14 protein-coding genes, 2 pseudogenes and 1 riboswitch are annotated in these 18,213 nt (G+C 72.7%); of the genes and pseudogenes, 8 read left to right on the forward strand and 8 right to left on the reverse strand.

All coding sequences use genetic code 11. From position 1 onward, the window contains the following. Positions 1–62 precede the first annotated feature (62 nt). Together KIF24_RS19890 and KIF24_RS19895 are read right to left on the reverse strand one after the other, a co-directional pair. The gene (locus KIF24_RS19890) at positions 63–2,282 is read right to left on the reverse strand and encodes a DUF6077 domain-containing protein (RefSeq protein ID WP_230415771.1); all 2,220 of its coding nucleotides are present in this window, start codon (positions 2,280–2,282) and stop codon (positions 63–65) included. Positions 2,283–2,435: 153 nt separating this feature from the next. Then, a complete protein-coding gene (locus KIF24_RS19895) occupies positions 2,436–3,035 on the reverse strand; it encodes a TetR/AcrR family transcriptional regulator (protein WP_221087450.1) in 600 nt (199 codons plus the stop codon). Positions 3,036–3,252: 217 nt separating this feature from the next. Between KIF24_RS19895 and KIF24_RS19900 the strand changes: the two genes are divergently transcribed. The 4 genes and pseudogenes from KIF24_RS19900 to KIF24_RS19915 all read left to right on the forward strand — a co-directional run bounded on the left by KIF24_RS19900 (position 3,253) and on the right by KIF24_RS19915 (position 8,349). Continuing rightward, a complete protein-coding gene (locus KIF24_RS19900; RefSeq protein WP_221085339.1) occupies positions 3,253–4,149 on the forward strand; it encodes an ABC transporter permease in 897 nt (298 codons plus the stop codon). 10 nt (positions 4,150–4,159) lie between these two features. After that, positions 4,160–4,960 (forward strand): ABC transporter ATP-binding protein, encoded by an 801-nt coding sequence (locus tag KIF24_RS19905; RefSeq protein WP_221087451.1) that lies wholly within the window; start codon positions 4,160–4,162, stop codon positions 4,958–4,960. A gap of 152 nt (positions 4,961–5,112) precedes the next feature. Beyond that, positions 5,113–6,618, forward strand: a complete 1,506-nt coding sequence (locus KIF24_RS19910; protein WP_221085340.1) for a bifunctional cytidylyltransferase/SDR family oxidoreductase — start codon at positions 5,113–5,115, stop codon at positions 6,616–6,618. 31 nt (positions 6,619–6,649) lie between these two features. Then, a pseudogene (locus tag KIF24_RS19915) lies at positions 6,650–8,349 on the forward strand (CDP-glycerol glycerophosphotransferase family protein). Positions 8,350–8,644: 295 nt separating this feature from the next. On the opposite strand, the pseudogene KIF24_RS35135 reads toward KIF24_RS19915, so the two are convergent. The 3 genes and pseudogenes from KIF24_RS35135 to KIF24_RS19925 form a co-directional block, all read right to left on the reverse strand. Continuing rightward, positions 8,645–9,202, reverse strand: a pseudogene (locus KIF24_RS35135) (class I SAM-dependent methyltransferase); the annotation flags it as partial. Between the two features lie 17 nt (positions 9,203–9,219). After that, positions 9,220–9,555 (reverse strand): hypothetical protein, encoded by a 336-nt coding sequence (locus tag KIF24_RS19920; RefSeq protein ID WP_331461204.1) that lies wholly within the window; start codon positions 9,553–9,555, stop codon positions 9,220–9,222. Further along, on the reverse strand, positions 9,552–9,944 hold the full coding sequence (locus KIF24_RS19925) for a hypothetical protein (RefSeq protein ID WP_221087676.1): 393 nt from the start codon (positions 9,942–9,944) through the stop codon (positions 9,552–9,554). Before KIF24_RS19925 ends, KIF24_RS19920 begins: the two co-directional genes overlap by 4 nt. A 236-nt stretch (positions 9,945–10,180) precedes the next feature. Here KIF24_RS19925 and KIF24_RS19930 point away from each other — a divergent pair, with 236 nt between their 5' ends. Both KIF24_RS19930 and KIF24_RS19935 read left to right on the forward strand, forming a co-directional pair. Beyond that, a complete protein-coding gene (locus tag KIF24_RS19930; RefSeq protein WP_221085341.1) occupies positions 10,181–10,993 on the forward strand; it encodes a helix-turn-helix domain-containing protein in 813 nt (270 codons plus the stop codon). Further along, a complete protein-coding gene (locus tag KIF24_RS19935) occupies positions 10,984–11,184 on the forward strand; it encodes a DUF397 domain-containing protein (protein ID WP_221085342.1) in 201 nt (66 codons plus the stop codon). The genes KIF24_RS19930 and KIF24_RS19935 overlap by 10 nt, the downstream gene beginning before the upstream one ends. A gap of 93 nt (positions 11,185–11,277) precedes the next feature. Here the strand turns inward: KIF24_RS19935 and KIF24_RS19940 are convergent, their stop codons facing one another. The 3 genes from KIF24_RS19940 to KIF24_RS19950 all read right to left on the reverse strand — a co-directional run bounded on the left by KIF24_RS19940 (position 11,278) and on the right by KIF24_RS19950 (position 15,588). Next, positions 11,278–12,165, reverse strand: coding sequence for a C39 family peptidase (locus tag KIF24_RS19940; RefSeq protein ID WP_221085343.1), 888 nt, complete (start codon positions 12,163–12,165; stop codon positions 11,278–11,280). Between the two features lie 231 nt (positions 12,166–12,396). Further along, positions 12,397–12,538, reverse strand: a riboswitch (cyclic di-AMP (ydaO/yuaA leader). Between the two features lie 278 nt (positions 12,539–12,816). Further along, the gene (locus KIF24_RS19945) at positions 12,817–13,575 is read right to left on the reverse strand and encodes a hypothetical protein (protein ID WP_221085344.1); all 759 of its coding nucleotides are present in this window, start codon (positions 13,573–13,575) and stop codon (positions 12,817–12,819) included. A gap of 810 nt (positions 13,576–14,385) precedes the next feature. After that, positions 14,386–15,588, reverse strand: coding sequence for an acyltransferase family protein (locus KIF24_RS19950; RefSeq protein ID WP_230415774.1), 1,203 nt, complete (start codon positions 15,586–15,588; stop codon positions 14,386–14,388). 393 nt (positions 15,589–15,981) lie between these two features. On the opposite strand from KIF24_RS19950, the gene KIF24_RS19955 reads away from it, so the two are divergent. Together KIF24_RS19955 and pseI are read left to right on the forward strand one after the other, a co-directional pair. Next, positions 15,982–17,106: a glycosyltransferase family 2 protein gene (locus tag KIF24_RS19955; protein WP_331461380.1), complete on the forward strand. Its 1,125-nt coding sequence runs from the start codon at positions 15,982–15,984 to the stop codon at positions 17,104–17,106. Continuing rightward, on the forward strand, positions 17,103–18,152 hold the full coding sequence (gene pseI / locus KIF24_RS19960) for a pseudaminic acid synthase (RefSeq protein ID WP_221085346.1): 1,050 nt from the start codon (positions 17,103–17,105) through the stop codon (positions 18,150–18,152). Before KIF24_RS19955 ends, pseI begins: the two co-directional genes overlap by 4 nt. Positions 18,153–18,213: the final 61 nt, after the last annotated feature.

Consider the following 18,213-nt stretch of genomic DNA (forward strand, 5'->3'; position numbering starts at 1 on the left):
AGCTGCGACCTTAACGCGAGACATCGACGCGACGACGCCCGGGTGTCGCCCCGGGCATCGGCCTACCCGCGACGCAGGCAGGTGACGGCGTTCGGGTGGACGGGAGGATCGGCCGACCGCTTGGCGAACTCGGTGTAGCCCAACTGCGCGCCGGTCCGGCGGGCGAAGCGGTTCCGGCTGTACACGCAGATCGTGCCCACGTCCAGCCGCTCCAGCGCGGCGGCCACCTCGTCTTCGGCGGGCCGCTGGGCGGCCGGGCCGCCGTTGGCGAACCGGGTCAGCAGCAGCCGGTCCCGCGAGAACTGCGAGTTCAGGTCGTACTCGATCAGGAAGAAGTCACGTGGCAGGACCACCCGCGCCCGGGTGGTCAGCACCGGGATGGTCCGCATGATGCTCGCCGGCGCGAGCACGAGCCCGTCCGGGCGGTCGAGGCCCACGATGAACTGCGCGATGGCCTGCCGCTCCGGCCGGATCTTCCAGGTGCGCTCGTCGTGCACCAACACCCCGCTGCGCTCGTCCCACATCGGGACGGCGTAGACCGCGAACGAGGCCACCATCGCTCCGGCCAGCACCAGAGAGACCAGCGCCCGTAGGCTACGCAGTCGGGTTGGCAGCCAGACGGTGCACAGCAGGCCGATGAGTGCCGGCAGGGCGAGCAGCCACGGCACCCGCCACAGCACCACCGAGATGCCGGTGAGCGCGCTGAGCCACTCCAGCACTCCGGGCACCAACAGCACGCTCAGCGTGACCGCGCCGCCGGCTGCCAGCAGCGCCGGGGTGCGGCGGCGGGCCAGCAACGGGCCGCACCACAGGGCAAGGCCGCCGATCACGCCGACGATGCCGATCTCGAAGGTTCGCCGGTAGGTGTGCGCGGCGTCGTAGAAGTTGACGTCTGTCGCGGCGGCGGTCGCCGATCCGAGGACCAACTGGGTGATGATCACCGCCCCGAGCGGGTACGTCAGCGTGGCCACCCCGACGATGAGCGCCGACTTCCAGCGTCCCACCAGCAGCATCATCAGGGCCGCCCCGCCCACCAGCAGCGGCAGGATGATGGCGGCCGTGGTGGTGAGCCCGGTCGCGGTGATCGACAGCGCGACGATCAGCAGCAGCCCGCGCCGGGAGCGGTCGTCGAACCAGCGGGTCAGGTAGAGCCACATCAACGGCACGACCGCGGAGACGAACATGCCCTTGCCCTGGTAGAGCCGGGGCAGATGGAAGGTGCCCAGGGCGGCGTCCGGGCCACAGACCAGCGCGAGGAAGGCGACGGCCACGGTGAAGGCGAGCACCGGGCGCCGCGGCGCCCAACGCTGCACCAGTCGCCAGAGCGCCAGCACGGCCAGTACGGCCATGACCGGCAGCAGCACGTACCACGTCGCCGAGACGGCGGGGATGCCGAGGAGCCGGGCGAGTGCACCGGCGAGGACCTCGATGCTGGCGATCGGGGGCTGCGAAGCCATCGCCGGCAGCACGTTCTCGCTGAACAGGAAGTCGTTGAGCGGCACGTTGTCCCGCTCGGCGACCCACACCGACCGGCCGACGTAGTAGATGTCGTCCGGGGTGCTGCGGGCGAGGAAGAGCGAGGCCACGGCGGCTGCGCCGCCGATCACCAGCGCGTACCCCGACTGCCAGGCGGTGGGCGCCGGTGCCGGCGACCGGGTGGCCGGCGTGAGCCGCCAGCTTCGCCAGGTCAGCAGCACCGCACCGACGGCCGCCACGATCCCGGCGGAGGCCGGCACCCACCAGGAGATGCCGGCCCCGGCCGGGGTACCCGCCACGCCGGCGGTGATCGCCGCGCCGGTGCCGGCCAACAGCACCAGCGCCGTCCACCAGCGCCCGGCGACCGGCATCCGGTCGCGGTGGCCCGCCGTCCCGCGCGTCGCGGCAGGCCCGGAGTCAGCTCCGCCGGCGGGCTCGGCAGCGGCACCGGCGGCGGGCCCGGAGTCAGCGCCGGAGGTCGTCGGCACCGCGCGGCGACGCCGGGCCAGGGCGAGCCGGACCAGCAGGGCGAGCAGGGCCAGCGCCGGGCTCGCCACCAGCCAGACCCGCAGCGTCAGTGAGGGGGCGAGGCCCAGCGGCAGGGCGGCGTGGTAGAGCAGCGTCCACAGCGCGAACGCCAGCACCGCACCGTCGGTCAGCACGGCGGGCACCGCGGCGAGCCCCGCCCGGACGCTGCCCCACACCGCCCGGGTCCGGCGCGGACCGGCGGGCGCGGCGGCGGGGCCGACGGTCTCGTCGGCCGTCGCCGGGGTTGGTGCGGCGACGGCAACGGTCTCGTCGGTCATCGACACGGGCGTCCTCTTCGTGGCACGGGCGGGTACGCGCCGAACGGCGGGCCGCCGCGCGATCTCCGCCGAGGGTAGTAGCCGGCCTCGGCGCGCCGCACCGGGGCCGACCTGCGGGTGGGCTGGACCAGCGGTGGTCAGCGCGGCCGGCACTCAGCCGGTGGTCGGCGCCGCCCGCTGTCGGGGCAGCGCGTCCGGGGCGCCGAGCCCGAGCGCCACCGACTCGACCAGGGTCTCCAGATAGCTGTCCGTGACCGGCGTCCGCGCGATGGCGAGCCGCCAGTACAGCGGCCCGACGATCAGGTCGACCGCGGCGTCCGGGTCGGTGGCGGCGGGCAGTTCGCCGCGCCGGATCGCCCTGGCGATCAGTTGACCGGCGATCTCCTGCTGCCGGGTCCGCAGCACCCGCCGGAGGGTCTCGTCGATTGTCGGGTTGCGGGCCGCCTCGGCCAGCAGGTCGGGGATGATCTGCGAGGCCAGCGGGTGCCGCAGCGCGTGCGCCACCACCTGGAACAGCAGCGCCAGGTCGCCGCGCAGGCTGCCGGTGTCCAGCGCGGGCAGCCGACCGCCCGCGGCGGCGGCGACCACCTCCAGCACGAGATCGAGCTTCGAGTTCCACCGGCGGTAGATCGCGGTCTTGCTGACCCCGGCCCGGCGGGCCACCGCCTCGATGGAGAGCCGGCCGTAGCCGACCGCGGCGAGTTCCTGCATGAGGGCACGACGGATGGCCGTGGTGATCTCACCACGGAGCACCGCCGCGCCAGCGGGTGCGCGCCTCTTTCCGGTCGTCACCTGGGGCTCTTCTCGACTGTCACGAGGAACAATGTACCGCAAGGACGCTACGGTTGCGTCCCGACGTGTTTCGGACTACTGTCCACGCAGCGGCGGAGCGGCGCTCCACGCACTGGCCACGCCATTTTCATCGTCGCGAACAACCCGCCCGGCACGACAGATCGGAGCGCCCAACCCCATGGCCAACCTGCTGGCCGACCCCGACTCCGGCCTCACCCCAGCCCAACTGGCCGCCCGACACGGGCTGCGGGTGGCCGGCCAGCGGCCCTCGCTGGGCCGCTACAGCGGCCAACTGTGGCGCTACCGGCACTTCATCTCCGCGTACTCCCATGCGAAGCTGACCGCCTCGTTCAGCAATGCCCGGCTCGGGCAGCTGTGGCAGGTGCTCACCCCGCTGACCAACGCGGCGGTCTACTACCTGATCTTCGGTCTGGTGCTCGAACAGAACCGGGGGATGGACAACTTCATCGCCTACCTCACCACCGGTCTGTTCATCTTCAACTTCACCCAGACCAGCCTGATGCAGGGCACCCAGGCGATCAGCGGCAACCTCGGGCTGATCCGCGCCCTGCACTTCCCCCGGGCCTCGCTGCCCCTGGCCATCACCGCCACCCAGCTCCAGCAGCTGCTCGGCTCGATGGTGGTGCTGCTCGGCATCGTGGTGGCCACCGGAGAGCCGATCACCCTGATGTGGCTGATGCTGGTGCCGACGGTGCTGCTCCAGACGGTCTTCACCGCCGGGCTGGCCATGGCGATGGCCCGGCTGGGCGCCAAGGCGACCGACCTGAGGCAGGTCATGCCCTTCATCCTGCGAGCGTGGATGTACGGCTCCGGCGTGCTCTACAGCGTCGACCTGTTCGCCGAGAACCTGCCGGGCTGGGCCACCACCGTGGTGCAGTTCAACCCGATGCTGGTCTACATCGAGCTGGCCCGGATGTCCCTGCTGGAGAACTCCCACCTGCTCAACGACTCGCTGCCGATGACCTGGCTGATCGCGCTCGGTTGGGCGGTCGTCGCCGGCTTCGGTGGGTTTTTCTACTTCTGGCGCGGCGAACAGGAGTACGGCCGTGGTTGATCACCTTGAGATGTCCAATGATGTGACGGTGACCCTGCCCCGGATCCAGGAGCGGATCCCGACCGTGGTGGTGGACGAGGCGCACGTCGTCTACCGGGTGCACCAGGGAGCCACCGGCAATCCCAACCCGGTGGCCGCGCTCAAGCGAATGGTCACCCGCTCCTCGGCGCCGAACGTGCGCGAGGTGCACGCGGTTCGCGGGGTCAGCTTCACCGCGTACCGCGGGGAGGCGATCGGGCTGATCGGCAGCAACGGCTCCGGCAAGTCGACGCTGCTGCGGGCCATCGCCGGGCTGCTGCCGGTGGAGCGTGGCACGGTCTACATCCAGGGGCAGCCGTCGCTGCTCGGGGTGAACGCCGCCCTGCTCAACGACCTGCCCGGCGAGCGCAACGTCACGCTCGGCTGCCTGGCCATGGGCATGTCCCCGGCGGAGGCGCAGCGCAGGCTTCCCGAGATCATCGAATTCTCCGGGATCAACCAGCGCGGCGACTTCGCCTCGTTGCCGATGCGCACCTACTCCTCCGGCATGGCGGCCCGGCTGCGCTTCGCCATCGCCGCGGCGAAACAGCACGACGTGCTGCTGATCGACGAGGCGCTGGCGACCGGCGACAAGGCGTTCCGCAAGCGTAGTGAGCAGCGGGTCCGAGAGCTGCGGGAAAGCGCCGGCACGGTGTTCCTGGTCAGCCACCAGCTCTCCTCCGTGCGGGACACGTGTGAACGCACCATCTGGCTCGAATCGGGCGAAATCCGGATGGACGGCCCGACTCTCGATGTGCTGACGGCCTACGAGGCATTTACGAACGGCAAGTAGAGTTTGGGTGAACGCGCGACACCGCGCGGGCCGCGCCGCCTCGTTACGGGGCGGCGCGGCCCGCGTTATGGTTCATCCCGTCGCCGTGTTGGCAGCACCTTCCGTTCATGTGCCCCACCGATGCCATTCATCCCCGAGAGCGAGGACCGGCAATGACGCAGGACCAGACCACCGACCCGGGCACCATGCCGGAAAGTCCGGCCCCGTGGCGCCCCTCACGGACGGTGGCCGTGGTGCTGGCCGGCGGCACCGGGACCCGGCTGGGCCTCGGCATCCCCAAACAACTGCTGAAGATCGCCGGTAAGCCGATCATCGAGCACACGCTGGCCGTCTTCGAGGCCGCGCCCGAGATCGACGAGATCATCGTGCTGATGGCCACCGGTCACGTCGCACAGGCACAGCAGATCGTCGACAAGGCCGGCTTCCGCAAGGTCACCAAGGTGATCGAGGGCGGCGACACCCGCAACGCCACCACCCGCGTCGCGCTGGACGCGGTGGGCGACGCGGACTGCAACATCCTCTTCCACGACGCGGTGCGGCCCCTGCTCAGCGGCCGGATCGTCCGGGCGTGCGTGAACGCGCTGTGGACCTACTCGGCGGTCGACGTGGCCATCCCGTCGGCCGACACGATCATCCAGGTCGATGAGCACGAGTGCATCACCGACATCCCCGTCCGGGCCACGCTGCGCCGGGGCCAGACCCCGCAGGCGTTCCGCTCCGGCACCATCCGGGAGGCGTACCGCCGGGCCGAGGGCGACCCCAACTTCGCCGCCACCGACGACTGCGGCGTGGTGCTGCGCTACCTGCCCGAGGTGCCGATCAAGGTCATCGACGGCTCGGACGAGAACATCAAGGTCACCCACCCCGTCGACGTGCACCTGGCCGACAAGTTGTTCCAGCTGGCCGCCGCCCAGGTGCCCCGGCTGACCGACCGTCGCGCCTACAGCGACGAGGTCTCCGGCCGCACGATCGTCGTCTTCGGCGGCAGCTACGGCATCGGCCACGACCTGACCGAGCTGGCCCGCCGCCACGGCGCGCAGGTCTTCCCGTTCAGCCGCTCCAGCACCGGCACCCACGTGGAGCGCCCCGAGGACGTCGCGGCGGCACTGAAGACCGCCTTCGACGCCACCGGCCGCATCGACCACGTCGTGGTCACCGCCGGGGTCCTGGAGAAGGGCGCGCTGGCGGAGATGGACCAGGCGACCATCGACCGGGTGCTACAGGTCAACTTCGTCGGCCCGGTGACCATCGCCCGGCAGGCCCTGCCCTACCTCCAGCACACCAAGGGCCAGCTGCTGCTCTACACGTCCAGCTCCTACACCCGTGGGCGGGCGGACTACGCGCTCTACTCGGCCACCAAGGCCGCCCTGGTCAACCTCACCCAGGCGCTGTCGGACGAGTGGGCGGAGTTCGGCGTACGGGTCAACGTCATCAACCCGGAACGCACCGCCACCCCGATGCGGACCAAGGCCTTCGGCGCGGAACCGGAGCACACTCTGCTCGCCGCCGAGACCGTCGCACAGGCGTCGCTGGACGTGCTGATCTCGGATCTCACCGGCCAGGTGATCGACGTACGCCGACCGCCGGGGGAGGCGCCGGCCGCCGCCGCGGTCCCCACCCAGACCGATCGATCGGCCAGCACCGCTACCGTCGGCTGACCGACCCTCAAAGCGCGAAGGCGACACCGAGATGCGTGGTGAGCTGGTCCGGAAGTTGACCGCACGGGCTTTGGCCACCGGCGGGGCGGTCGTGGCGTTCCTGGTGGTCGCGCTGACCGGCGCGACCACCTGGGGGCTCTGTCTGGCGGTGGCCGCGCTCGCCGCCACTGCCTGGGAGCGCCGGGTCCGCCCCGGCGCCGACAACGTCGCGGAGACGGCGCTGATCGCGGCCGGGATCCTGGTCGGCTACGCCCGGCGGCTCGACGCCGGGTTCGACCCGGCCCTGGCCGCCACCGCCCTGGTGCTGCTCGGTCTGGTGCTGGCCGCCGGCCCGCTGCGCCAGGCCGGCAACCTGGAGATCCGCGCCGCCAACCTGCCGGTACGCACCTGGGTGCCGCAGGTCGCCGCGCGTGGCGGCGACATCGTGGCGGGGTGCTCGCCATGCTGGCCGTCGCCGCCCTCGCCGGCCTGCCCGCCGCCGTCGTACTGGTGGCGAGCCTGCTGGCGGGTGCCGCCGTCGGCACCGCCGCCCTCGACCTGGCCCGGCGGCGGTTCCGGCCGCCCGCCGGCGGCTCGGCGGTCGCTCGGGCACTGCGCCGGCACCAGCCCGAGTTCGTCCTGCACTTCTCCGCCCCGCCCGGCTCGGAGTACCAGGTCACCATGTGGCTGCCCTACCTGGAACGGATCGGCCGGCCCTTCGTGGTGATGCTGCGGGAGCCGGAGTCCCTGCCGGCCATCGCGGCGGCCACCACCGCGCCCGTCGTCTACTGCCCCACCCTGCGCACCATGGACGACGCGCTGGTGCCGAGCCTGCGGGTGGCGTTCTATGTCAACCACGGTGCGAAGAACAGCCACTGCATCCGGTTCACCCAGCTCACCCACGTGCAACTGCACCACGGCGACAGCGACAAGGCCCCCAGCGCCAACCCGGTCTCGGCGATCTTCGACCGGATCTTCGTAGCCGGTGAGGCGGCGATCGACCGGTACGCCCGGGCCGGGATCGACATCCCGGCCGAGAAGTTCGTGGTGGTCGGTCGCCCGCAGGTCGAGGCGATCGAGGTGCGCCCGCAGCCGGCGGGCGGGCCGGCCAACCCGACGGTGCTCTACACCCCCACCTGGACCGGGCACCACGCCGACGCCGACTACTGCTCGCTACCGGTCGCCGAGCCGCTGCTGCGGCGGCTGCTGGACCGGGGTGCCACGGTCATCCTGCGGGCCCACCCCTACACCGCGCAGAACCCGGCCTCGGCCCGGCAGTTGGGGCGGCTGCACGACCTGCTCGCCGCCGACCAGTCCCGCAGTGGACGGCAGCACCTCTACGGCGCCGCAGCGAGCCGGCTCACCCTGGCCGAGTCGATCAACCGGGCCGACGCGCTGGTCTCCGACATCTCCGGCGTCGTCTCCGACTGGCTCTACTCGGGCAAGCCGTACGCGATCACCGACATGGGCGCCGACGGCGACCGGTTCGTCGAGCGGTTTCCGCTGGCCACCACCGGCTACGTGCTCCGCCGGGACATGGCCGACGTGGACGACGTACTGACCCGGCTCCTCGACACCGACCCGCTCGCCGAGGCCCGCTGGGCGGCCCGGCGGCGCTACCTGGGCGACTTCCCCGCCGACTCGTACGCCGAGGTGTTCCTGGCCGCCGCCCGGCGCGAGCTGGACCCGGCCGCCTGGACCGCACCCGCGCCACGCGCCGCGACCGGTGCGCCCCTCTCCCCCGCCACCTGAGGTCGTCCTGTCGACACCGCTCTGCTGATCCTCGTACCCGGCAGCCGGGGATCAGCTGATCCGGCCGGCGATCTGGAGCGTGTTCAGGTAGTGCTTGCGTACCGTCGCCGACGGGCGGGCGTCGATCATGTCGCGGATGCCGGTGAACAACGTCTTCCGCTGCCAGGGTGTCGCGGCGATGCGGCCGGAGTAGGTGGAGAGCAGGGTCAGGTACGTCGTAGATCCGTTCGACCTGGTGGAAGAAGTCGTCGCCGCCCGGTGGTGACACGTGCTCGGTGGCGACGATCGCCAGGTGGCCGCCGGGGCGCAGCAGCTCGGCGGCCCGGCGGTAGGCGACCTGCGGATCCAGCCAGTGCCACGACATGGCGGCGAAGACGAGGTCGAACGGCTTCTGGTCGCCGGCCTCCCACCGCTCGAAGGACGACACCACGACGCGCACGTCCCCACGGCCGGCGAGCACGCGACGGGCCACCGCCGCCAGTTCCCGCCCCGGTTCCAGGGTGACCACCTGCCAGCCGCGCGCCAGCAGGTCACGGGTGGCCTGGCCGGTGCCCGTACCGATCTCCAACGCCCTGGCCGGCCCGGCCAGCAGGCCCGTGCTCGCGGCCATCGCCCAGCTTGATACGGCGCGAGAAGCACGAGATCTTGGACAGTTTCCGTTCTTCGCGAACGGAAACTGTCCAAGATCTCGGCGGACCTGCCGGCAGCGGGGCGACCGGTGGGTGGCTGGGGCGACGGGTGGCGGTCGGCGCGGTGGCGGGGACGCCATGCGCGGTGGCGGGGACGCCATGCGCGGTGGCGGGGACGCCATGCGCGGTGGCGGGGACGCCATGCGCGGTGGCGGGGACGCCATGCGCGGTGGCGGGGTCGCTATGCGGGGCGGCGGGTCCAGGCCACGAAGCGGGTGAACAGGGTGGCGGGTTCCGGGCCGTCGTGCGGGTTGAGGCGGTAGAGGTCGCGCATCGCCTCGTACATCAGGCCGGCGAGGTAGATGGACAGGCCGGGCAGGTTCCCGTCGTACTCGACGCGCAGTAGCAGCCGGGCCTGCCCGCAGGGCCAGGGTTGCCCGTCGGCCCGGCAGCACCACATCGGCCGCAACGGGGTGTGCGGCACCTCGCCACCACGGGCGTGCGGACGCTGCGGACGTGGGCCCCGCTCGGGAGCGAAGAGTCGGGTGGTGATCGGACCCGAGCCGCCAGCGGTCACCACCGACCCCCGTTGGCCCGCCACTGCTGCCCCGGCGTCAGCCAACCGGGACGCCCCGGACGCGGCATCGGCAGCGGCCGGGTCGGCTCACGCATCCACTCCGGCAGGTGCGTGCCACGCCGACGCTGCGGCAACCCCGTGTCCCCCTGCTGACCCCACGGCAGCTGCGGGCCCCACGACACCTGCTGACCCCACGGCAGCTGCGGGCCCCACGGCAGCTGCGGGCCCCACGGCAGCTGCGGGCCCCACGACATTTGCGGGCCCCGCTGAAGCGACCGCGGGTCTCGCAGCGGCGGCGGTAGGCGGGTGCCGCGCTGCTCGTGCCGCTCCGGCGAGTACACCGGCAGCAGCGTCGTCGGGCACTGATACCAGGCAACCCGGGTACGCACATCGACCTCCCAGTCAGCGATCGGAAGGGCCGCCCGGACGCGGGGGAAGGCGCCCGGGCGGCCCCGGGACAGAACCGCCCCGTCCCCTCTGGATGGGAGCGGCCCCGCTGCGTGACAGTCTGGTGAGGACGGCACTACGGTCGGAAGGCATCGACGCCGGCCAGGGCGGGGTCCGGGTGCCCCGATCCGGCCCTGGGTGGCCCCTTGGCGATCTTGACAGGCCCGGTGGAGGAGACATGGAACGTGAGCAGCCTTCCGACCTGCACGAGCTGATCCGCGCGCAGCTTCGCCGGCTGCGCACTGCGGCGGGCATGAACCAGGAGGAGTTCGGCCGGCGGACGAACTATTCGGCGTCCCTGGTGTCCGCTGTGGAGGTGGGCACCCGAGCCCTCGACCGGCCGTACGCGAAACGGGCGGACGAGGTCCTGGAGACCGGGGGCATGTTCGAGGAGTTGCTGCGCACGGCGGAGGTGCTGCGCCAGCCCTCGTGGTTCCTGCCCTACCTGGAGGCCGAGCGCAACGCCCGGCAGCTCCGCTGCTACCAGCCGACGCTGGTGCCGGGGCTGCTCCAGACCGAGCGCTACGCCCGCGCGGTGATCCGGACCGACGCCGCGCTGACCGAAGAGGAGGTGGAGCGGCGGCTCACCAACCGGATGGCCCGGCAGGCGGTGCTGGAGCAGGACGACCCGCCCCAGCTCGTCGCGGTGATCGACGAGGTGGTGCTGCGGCGGGTCGACGAGGACCTACAGGAGGTGCTGGTCGAGCAGGTGCACCACCTGATCCACCTCGCCGCACGGCCCAGCATCAGCGTGCACCTGGTGCCCGCCGGCGTCGGCATGCATGCCGGGCTGACCGGCCCCTTCATCCTGGCGAGGGGCGCGGACGGCGGCTGGGTGGGTAGTCTGGACACCCAACTCGGCGGCGTCCTGGTCGACAAGGACGACGACCTGAGTGCCCTGCTGTCCCGGTGGGAGGCGGTGCGCAACGAGGCACTGTCCGGCCGCCAGTCGATCGAGCTGATGAAGGATATTGTGAAGCCATGGATCTGAACGGCGCGACCTGGCGCAAGTCCACCCGCAGCGGCTCCAGCGGCAACGACTGTGTGGAGGTCGCCGACAACCTGACTGACGTCGTGCTGGTGCGCGACACCAAGGACCGCGACGGCGGCACGCTGGCCTTCGCCCCCGCCGCCTGGGCGAGTTTCGTCGGGCTGGCGAAGCAGCACGGCCCGCGCGCCTGACGTCTCATCGCGAAAGCCCTCGGCCAGTTGGCCGAGGGCTTTCGCGTGCTCGCGGAGCGGATGCGGGCAGGGCCGGGCGTCGCCCGGCCGGGATCAGGCCGAGTAGCCGCGGGTGGCGGCCCAGTTGGCGAGGTCGATGGTGGTCACCCAGTACGACGGGTAGCCGGCGTTGGCCGAGTCGGCGATCTGCACCAGCCGGCCGGAGTCCTGGTAACCCACCACGGCGATGTAGTGGCCGCCGGGGAAGGAGTGCCAGCCGCCGTCGGTGTCGGTGACGCTGCCGGCGACGTTCACCACGACGCCCCGCCCGTCGGTGATCGCGGCGACGATGTCGGCCTGAAGCGTGTCCATCTGGGCCGGGGTCGCCGCGCCTCCCCGGATCATCGTGGTCTCGTAGGGGCTGCCCTCGACCACGGCGTTCAGCACCCGGGTGGTGTCCTCGGCCGAGTTGGTGCCGGCGAACGTGGTGCCGAGTTGGGCGGCCAGGGCGTCCTGGCTGCGCTCGACACCGGCGGCGCTGAGCGCGTTGCGCACGGCCGCCGGGCCGCAGTAGTACCCGTTCGTCTGGGCCTGGTAGGCGTACTCCAGGACCTTCGACGCGGGCGGCTTCGGGGCCGCCTTCTTGCTGGTCAGCTCGGGTTCCGGCGAGGCCGGGGTGGCCTCCGGCGACGGCGCCGCGGTGGGGCTGGCCGGCGCGGCGCCGCTCGGCGCGGCGCCGCTCGGCGCGGCGCTGCTCGGCGCGGCGGTCGACGTGGTGGCCTCGGTCCGGGCCTGGTTGCGGGACGCCGCGGTGTCACCGCGCAGTTCGGCGACGGCGGTGGTGTGCGCGGTGGTCGGGGTGTCCTCGGTGCCGGCGAGCGCGGCACCGGTCCCGGTCGCCAGCACCAGCGCGACGGCGGATGCGGCGGCGACCTGGTAAGGGCGGTTGGTGGCCAGCCGGCGCAGCTGACGCTTGAGGGGGTGGTTCACGGAATCCTCCACGGGAGACAGGGGCGAGCGGCGCACCGGCTCCGCGACGGTCGGATCGGCACACAGGGTGCCGACGGACCGCCCGGGTAGCGGGATGGGCCGTTCGAGGGGTGCGCCCGGGGACACCGGGCGACGACGGTGACCGGGGTCAGCTCGCGGCGGCCGGGCCGGCGAGTGCGGGCACCGCGGTGCCGTGGAGGCGGGGGAGCAACGGGGGGATCACCACGAACTGCACGAGGTTGGAACTCCTTCCGACACCGCCGACCGGGTTAGCTGACGGATTCGGGCGGGAAGATCGCCCTACCGCGGGCCGAGGCTCGCGGATTCACCCCAGTGGTGCAGTGGGTCCCCGGTTCGTGAGACCACGATTGAGCGGGTCGGTGCGGCGTCGCTTCCTGCGATCGGTTACCGCACCGGACGCGCCGACACTACTGACCAGTCACCTCGAAGCCAACCCCAGATGAGCTGCCTAAACATGATCCGGCTCAGCAATTTTCGGATATCCGGGAACTGCCGTCGCCCAATGGGATTCACGGCGTTCCGGGCGCCTCCGGGTGGCAACCGGATGGCCGGCGGACAATGCCGACGGAAATTACGGCAGTAATCGCCACGACCACGCCGAGTGACCGATTCTTCGGTAGGTGTGACCCGGGTCACGGAATTTCAGCCCAGTCGGACGGGCCGCCAGCGCAGGATCCCCGCCGGACGACCGGCAGCCGCCCGGCGCGGGGCGGGGCGAAGGTCCGGCCGGAGCCGCTCCGCGGCGGCGTACGCCTCGGCGGAGAGCGTACGGGCCGCCTCGGTGGCAACCTCCGCCGCCCGCCACCGGTCGCGCTCCCGCTCGGCGGCAGCCCGGTAGACGGCCCGGCGGCTGTCGCGGACCACCCGGGCGAGGACGGCCTCCTGCTCGGCCGGGTGGCGGCGGGGATCCCAGCCCGCCCGGCCCGCCAGCACGTCGCTGAGCTGCCGGGCGGTCAGGTCTCCCCGCCAGTGTGCCGCCATCGCGGCACGGCGCAGCCAGCGCTCCCTGGCGGCGTACTCGGTCGGGGTGCGGGGCGTCCGCGGCGTGGGCAGCCGCCCGGCGGCGACCAGCCGCCGGGCCGCTGACTCCGCCGCGTCGTAGCCGGCCCAGGCCCGGTCCAGGTCCGTCTGGGCGGCCCGCCACTGCGCACTCCGTCGGCGGGCGTTGTGCGCGGCCCCGATCGCCGCCACGGCCACCTCGCCGGCGTAGCGACGCAGGTCGGCTGCCTCCGTCGCGGCCGGATCCTCGACCGCACCGGCGGGTTCGTCGGCGGGTTGGACCGGCTCGGGGCGGGCGACCAGCGCGGTGAGCATGCCCAGCGCGAGCACGAGCAGGACCGACCAGATGGCGGCGGCCCGCGGCACCCCGATCAGGAACTGGTAGACGACGGTCTTCTCCATGGCGGCACCTCGGGGGGATCGGTACGGCAACGGCGGCCGTACCGGCAGCGGATCGTCGTGGCGTGACCACGACGCGCGGACCAACTGTGGCGTGACCACGGCGCGCGGACCACGCTGAGGCGTGACCACGAGGCGCGGACCACGCTGAGGCGTGACCACGAGGCGCGGACCACGCTGGGTCGGGAGCCGGGCCGACGGGTGGCGGGGCCACCACGTGGGCGGGCCGGCGGCGGTGCAGCGCGACGGTGACGCGGGCGTCGGACCGCGACGGAACGGTCCGCTGAGTCAGGGTGCGGCGGGCCGCGGGTCGGGTGGGCGACCGTGACGACCGCCGCCGGGGCCGGGGCGACCGCGGCGGCGATCGTCGCGAGCACCGGCGGCCGAGGCCGGTCAGCCACCGCAGGCGGCATCGCGGGCGCGCCCGCCAGGTCGTCGTCGACGCCGCCGCGGCGGGTCGACGCCGCGGGGCCAGCCGGCTCGTGCCGCACGGCGCGGTCCCACCCGGCGGAAGCCGACGGCACGCCGGCCGCGGCCGGCGGCCGGGCACAGCCCGTCGGGGCGAGCGGCTCGACGGGTGCGGCGTGGGCCGGCGTCGCCCAGGCACCGAGAGTGAAGGCGGTGGCGACCGCGAACCTGGTCAGCAGCCGCGCGGCCCAGCGCGCGAGCCACCACAGAGGACGGGCGGGCGCGGCGGGAGGCACCTCGTCACGCTACCGTCGGGACGGCCGGAACACACCGCCACCGGGCGTGTCGCGCGTCGTCGGCGCGTCGCCACCGGCGTCGATATCCGCAGGTCAGCACAGTTCCGACTCACCGTCCCCGATGGATGGTCGGCCGCCGCCCGGCGCCCGCCGGGCGGGCGTCGTCGCGGGTCCGCTGTCGTGGTGCCCCGGGTCGCGCGGATCCACCGGGTGCCGCTCGGCTCGGTGCCAGCCGGCGCATCATCGGCTGTTCCACGTAGCGGTGCAGCAGCGCGGCCAGCGCCAGCGTGAACAGCAGGAAGCCGATCACGGCGATCGGCCCCCACCAGCCCGGCAGGCCCGTTCCCCAGTCGCCGGTGAGCCGCAGAATCGTCATGATCACGAACACGTGCACGAGGTAGAAGGCGAAGGAGACCTCGCCGAGCCAGACCATCGGGCGCGAGCGCAGCGGCGAGCGCCGCCCGTGCACGTCGGCGTCCGCCGCCGCGGCGATGAGCAGGACGTACGCCACCGAGAGCAGCGCCGCCCAGAGTTCGGCCCGGATCCACTGAGCGGCCATCACCCAGGTGGCGACGAAGATCAGGCCGGCGACCGGCAGCCGAGGCCCCCGCCAGCGCCCCCGCAGCATGAGCTCGGCGGCGGCCACGCCCATCCAGAACTCCAGTGACCGGACCAGCGGGAAAACCTGCGTGAACCACCAGCGGCTCTGCTCCGGCACCAGCGCCTGGCCGGGCCAGAGCGCCAGGATCAGCAGGGGCACCGCGATCACCACGGCCCACAACAGCCACGGCCGGGCCCGCCGCACCGCCGGCAGGGCCAGCGGCAGGCACAGGTAGAAGAACAGTTCACAGGAGAGCGACCAGCTCACGTTGTTGACACTGTAGAAGTGGCCGGGCCGGGGGTCCCACGCCTGTAGCAGGAGGAGATTCTCCAGCGCGGCCACCGGGTTGATCGGGTCGGCGAACCAGAGCGCCGCCAGCATGGCCAGCGCCCACAGCACCAGGTGGTTCGGATAGACCTTGGCGAACCGGCGCCGCCAGAACCGGCGCCGGGAGGCACCGGGCCGGGCCGACCAGACCAGCACGAAGCCGCTGAGGACGAAGAAGAACTGCACCCCGGACAGGCCCAGGGTGAATATCTCGCCGACCACCGCCTGGGGACCGGGCTCGGCGATGATCCGCATGGTGCCGGCATGGAAGCCGAAGACCAGCAGCGCGGCTATCCACCGCAGGCCGGTCAGCGAGGGGAGCCGGTCGGCGTCCGTCCGTCCGGGACTGGCGGTCGTGGGGGCGGCGAGAACACTGCTCGTCATGCCCCGCTCGCGGTTGTCCGCAACGGCCTGTCCACGTCCATCTTCTCCCGCCCGCCGGCTTCTCCCGCCCGCCGGCTTCTCCCGCCCGCCGGCTTCTCCCGCCCGCCGGCTTCTCCCGCCCGCCGGTCGGCAGCCGGGCGCCGGCCGCCCGGCCGTACCGGGGTCGGTGCCGCCCGTCGGGCACCCTACCCGCCCGGCCGGCCCCCAACCGCCCCGATCGACGGCACCCGGCGTCACGCTCGTCCGTCGCCCGCCGAACTCCCTTCTGCTACCTACTGGGGAAACAGGGTCATCCGCCGTTAACCTGTAGCGCATATGCTGTTCAAACAATCCACCACCCCTGGTCACTTCGGGTTCCCGGCCCGTCCACCCGGGCAGTCGAAGGTGGCGGACGTGGTCCTTCAGCCGTCGCCAACGCCGCTGCTGAGCGTCGTCGTGCCGGTGTACGGCGTCGAGGCGTACCTGGAACAGTGCCTCGACTCCATCCACGCCGACATTCCGGCCGGCCAGCCGGCGGCGGTGGAAGTGATCGCCGTGGACGACGCCTCGCCGGACCGGTGTGGGCAACTGCTGCGCGAGTACGCCGCCGAGCACCCCGGGCTGCGCGTCCTGCACCTGGACAGCAACGTCGGTCTGGGACCGGCCCGTAACGCGGGCCTGGACGTGGCCACCGGCCGGTACGTCTGGTTCGTCGACAGCGACGACTGGCTGCCCACGGGGACGATCCCGGCGGTGCTGGAGCGGCTGCGCGCGGACCGCCCCGACGTGATGATGATCGACCACCTGCGGGTGCACGAATCCGGCCGGCAGGAGGTGGACTCCAGCAGTCGGCTGCTGCACGACATCTCCGGCGTGGCCCGGCTGACCGACCGGCCGCAACTGCTGCGGGTGCAGCACACCGCCTGGAACAAGGTGGTACGCCGGGAGTTCATGGCCGAGTCGGGGCTGCGCTTCCACCCCGGATGGTACGAGGACATCCCGTTCAGCCATCCGCTGCTGATCGGCGCGGAACGGATCTCCGTGCTGGACCGGGTCTGTTATCTCTATCGTCAGGGTCGTCAGGGCGCCATCACCTCCACCCGCAGCGGCCGGCACTTCGACTCCTTCGAGCAGTACGATCGCCTCTTCGCCTGGCTGCGACAGCGGCATCCCGACGGGCGCTGGCACGCCGAGCTGTTCGACCTGATGGTGAACCACTTCCTGGTGGTGGTGGGCAACGACGACCGGCTGCACCCGCACCTGCGCCGGGACTTCTTCCGGCGGGTCGCCGCGCACTACCGCCGGTACCTACCCAGCGGCGGCTATCCCCGCCCGGGCGGGGTGTCCGGGCTCAAGCACCGACTGGTCGGCCGCGACAGCTACCTGGCCTACTCGGCGCTGCGCCGGGCTCACCGGTTGGCCGGGCGGCTGCGCCAACCCGCGTCCCGCGCCGCACCGAGCGACGCGGCCGGCCCGGCCCCGGACGGCACGACGAACGACCGAACGCTGGTACAGACGCACGGAAACGGATCACAATGACGACGCTCAAGATCGGGCCACACCTGGTCAGCACCGGGGAACGCCCCTTCGTGGTGGCCGAGATGTCCGGAAACCACAACGGCGACCTGGCGCGCGCACTGGCCATCGTGGACGCGGTGGCGGCCAGCGGCGCGCACGCCTTGAAGCTCCAGACCTACCGGCCGGACACGATCACCATCGACGTCGACACCCCGGCCTTCCGCATCTCCGGCGGGCACGAGCTGTGGGGTGGCCAGAACCTGTACCAGCTCTACGAGCGGGCCCACACCCCGTACGAGTGGCACCGGCCGATCTTCGAGCGGGCCCGCGAGCGGGGGCTGACGGTCTTCTCCTCCCCGTTCGACGCCTCCGCCGTGGAGCTGCTGGAGGAGCTGGACGCCCCGGCGTACAAGATCGCGTCGTCGGAGCTGGTCGACCTGCCGCTCATCCGGCTGGTCGCCGCCACCGGCAAGCCGATGGTCATCTCCACCGGGATGGCCACGATGGCCGAGATCGACGCCGCCGTGCGCACCGCCCGCGACGGCGGCGCTGGCGGGATCGTGCTGCTCGCCTGCACCGCCTCCTACCCCGCGCCACCCGCCGACAGCAACCTGCGCCGCATTCCGGTGCTGTCCGACGCGTTCGGCGTGCCGGTCGGCCTCTCCGACCACACCCCGGGCATCGGCGTGCCGGTCGCCTCGGTGGCGCTCGGGGCCTGCTTCATCGAGAAGCACGTCACCCTGGATCGCGCCGACGGCGGCGTGGACTCCGACTTCTCCCTGAACCCGGCCGAGCTGTCGGCCCTGGTGACCGAGTCGGAGCGGGCGTACGCGGCGCTCGGCGGCACGGCCGTCGGACCGACCCCGGCCGAGCGGGAGGGCCTGCGTTTCCGGCGCTCGCTGTTCGTGGTGGCGGACGTGCGGGCCGGCGACGAGGTCACCGTGCACAACGTCCGCTCGATCCGACCGGCCGGTGGGCTGCTCCCGGTCGAGATCGACCGGGTGCTGGGCCGGCGGTTCACCGTCGACGTGGCCCGCGGCACGCCGTTGAGCTGGGACCTGATCTGACGGTGCCGCCGCCGGACCACAGCGCGCTGCCCTCACCTCTGGTTGATACACCTACCGACAA

The organism is Micromonospora tarapacensis, assembly GCF_019697375.1.
Classification (GTDB): Bacteria; Actinomycetota; Actinomycetes; order Mycobacteriales; family Micromonosporaceae; genus Micromonospora; species Micromonospora tarapacensis.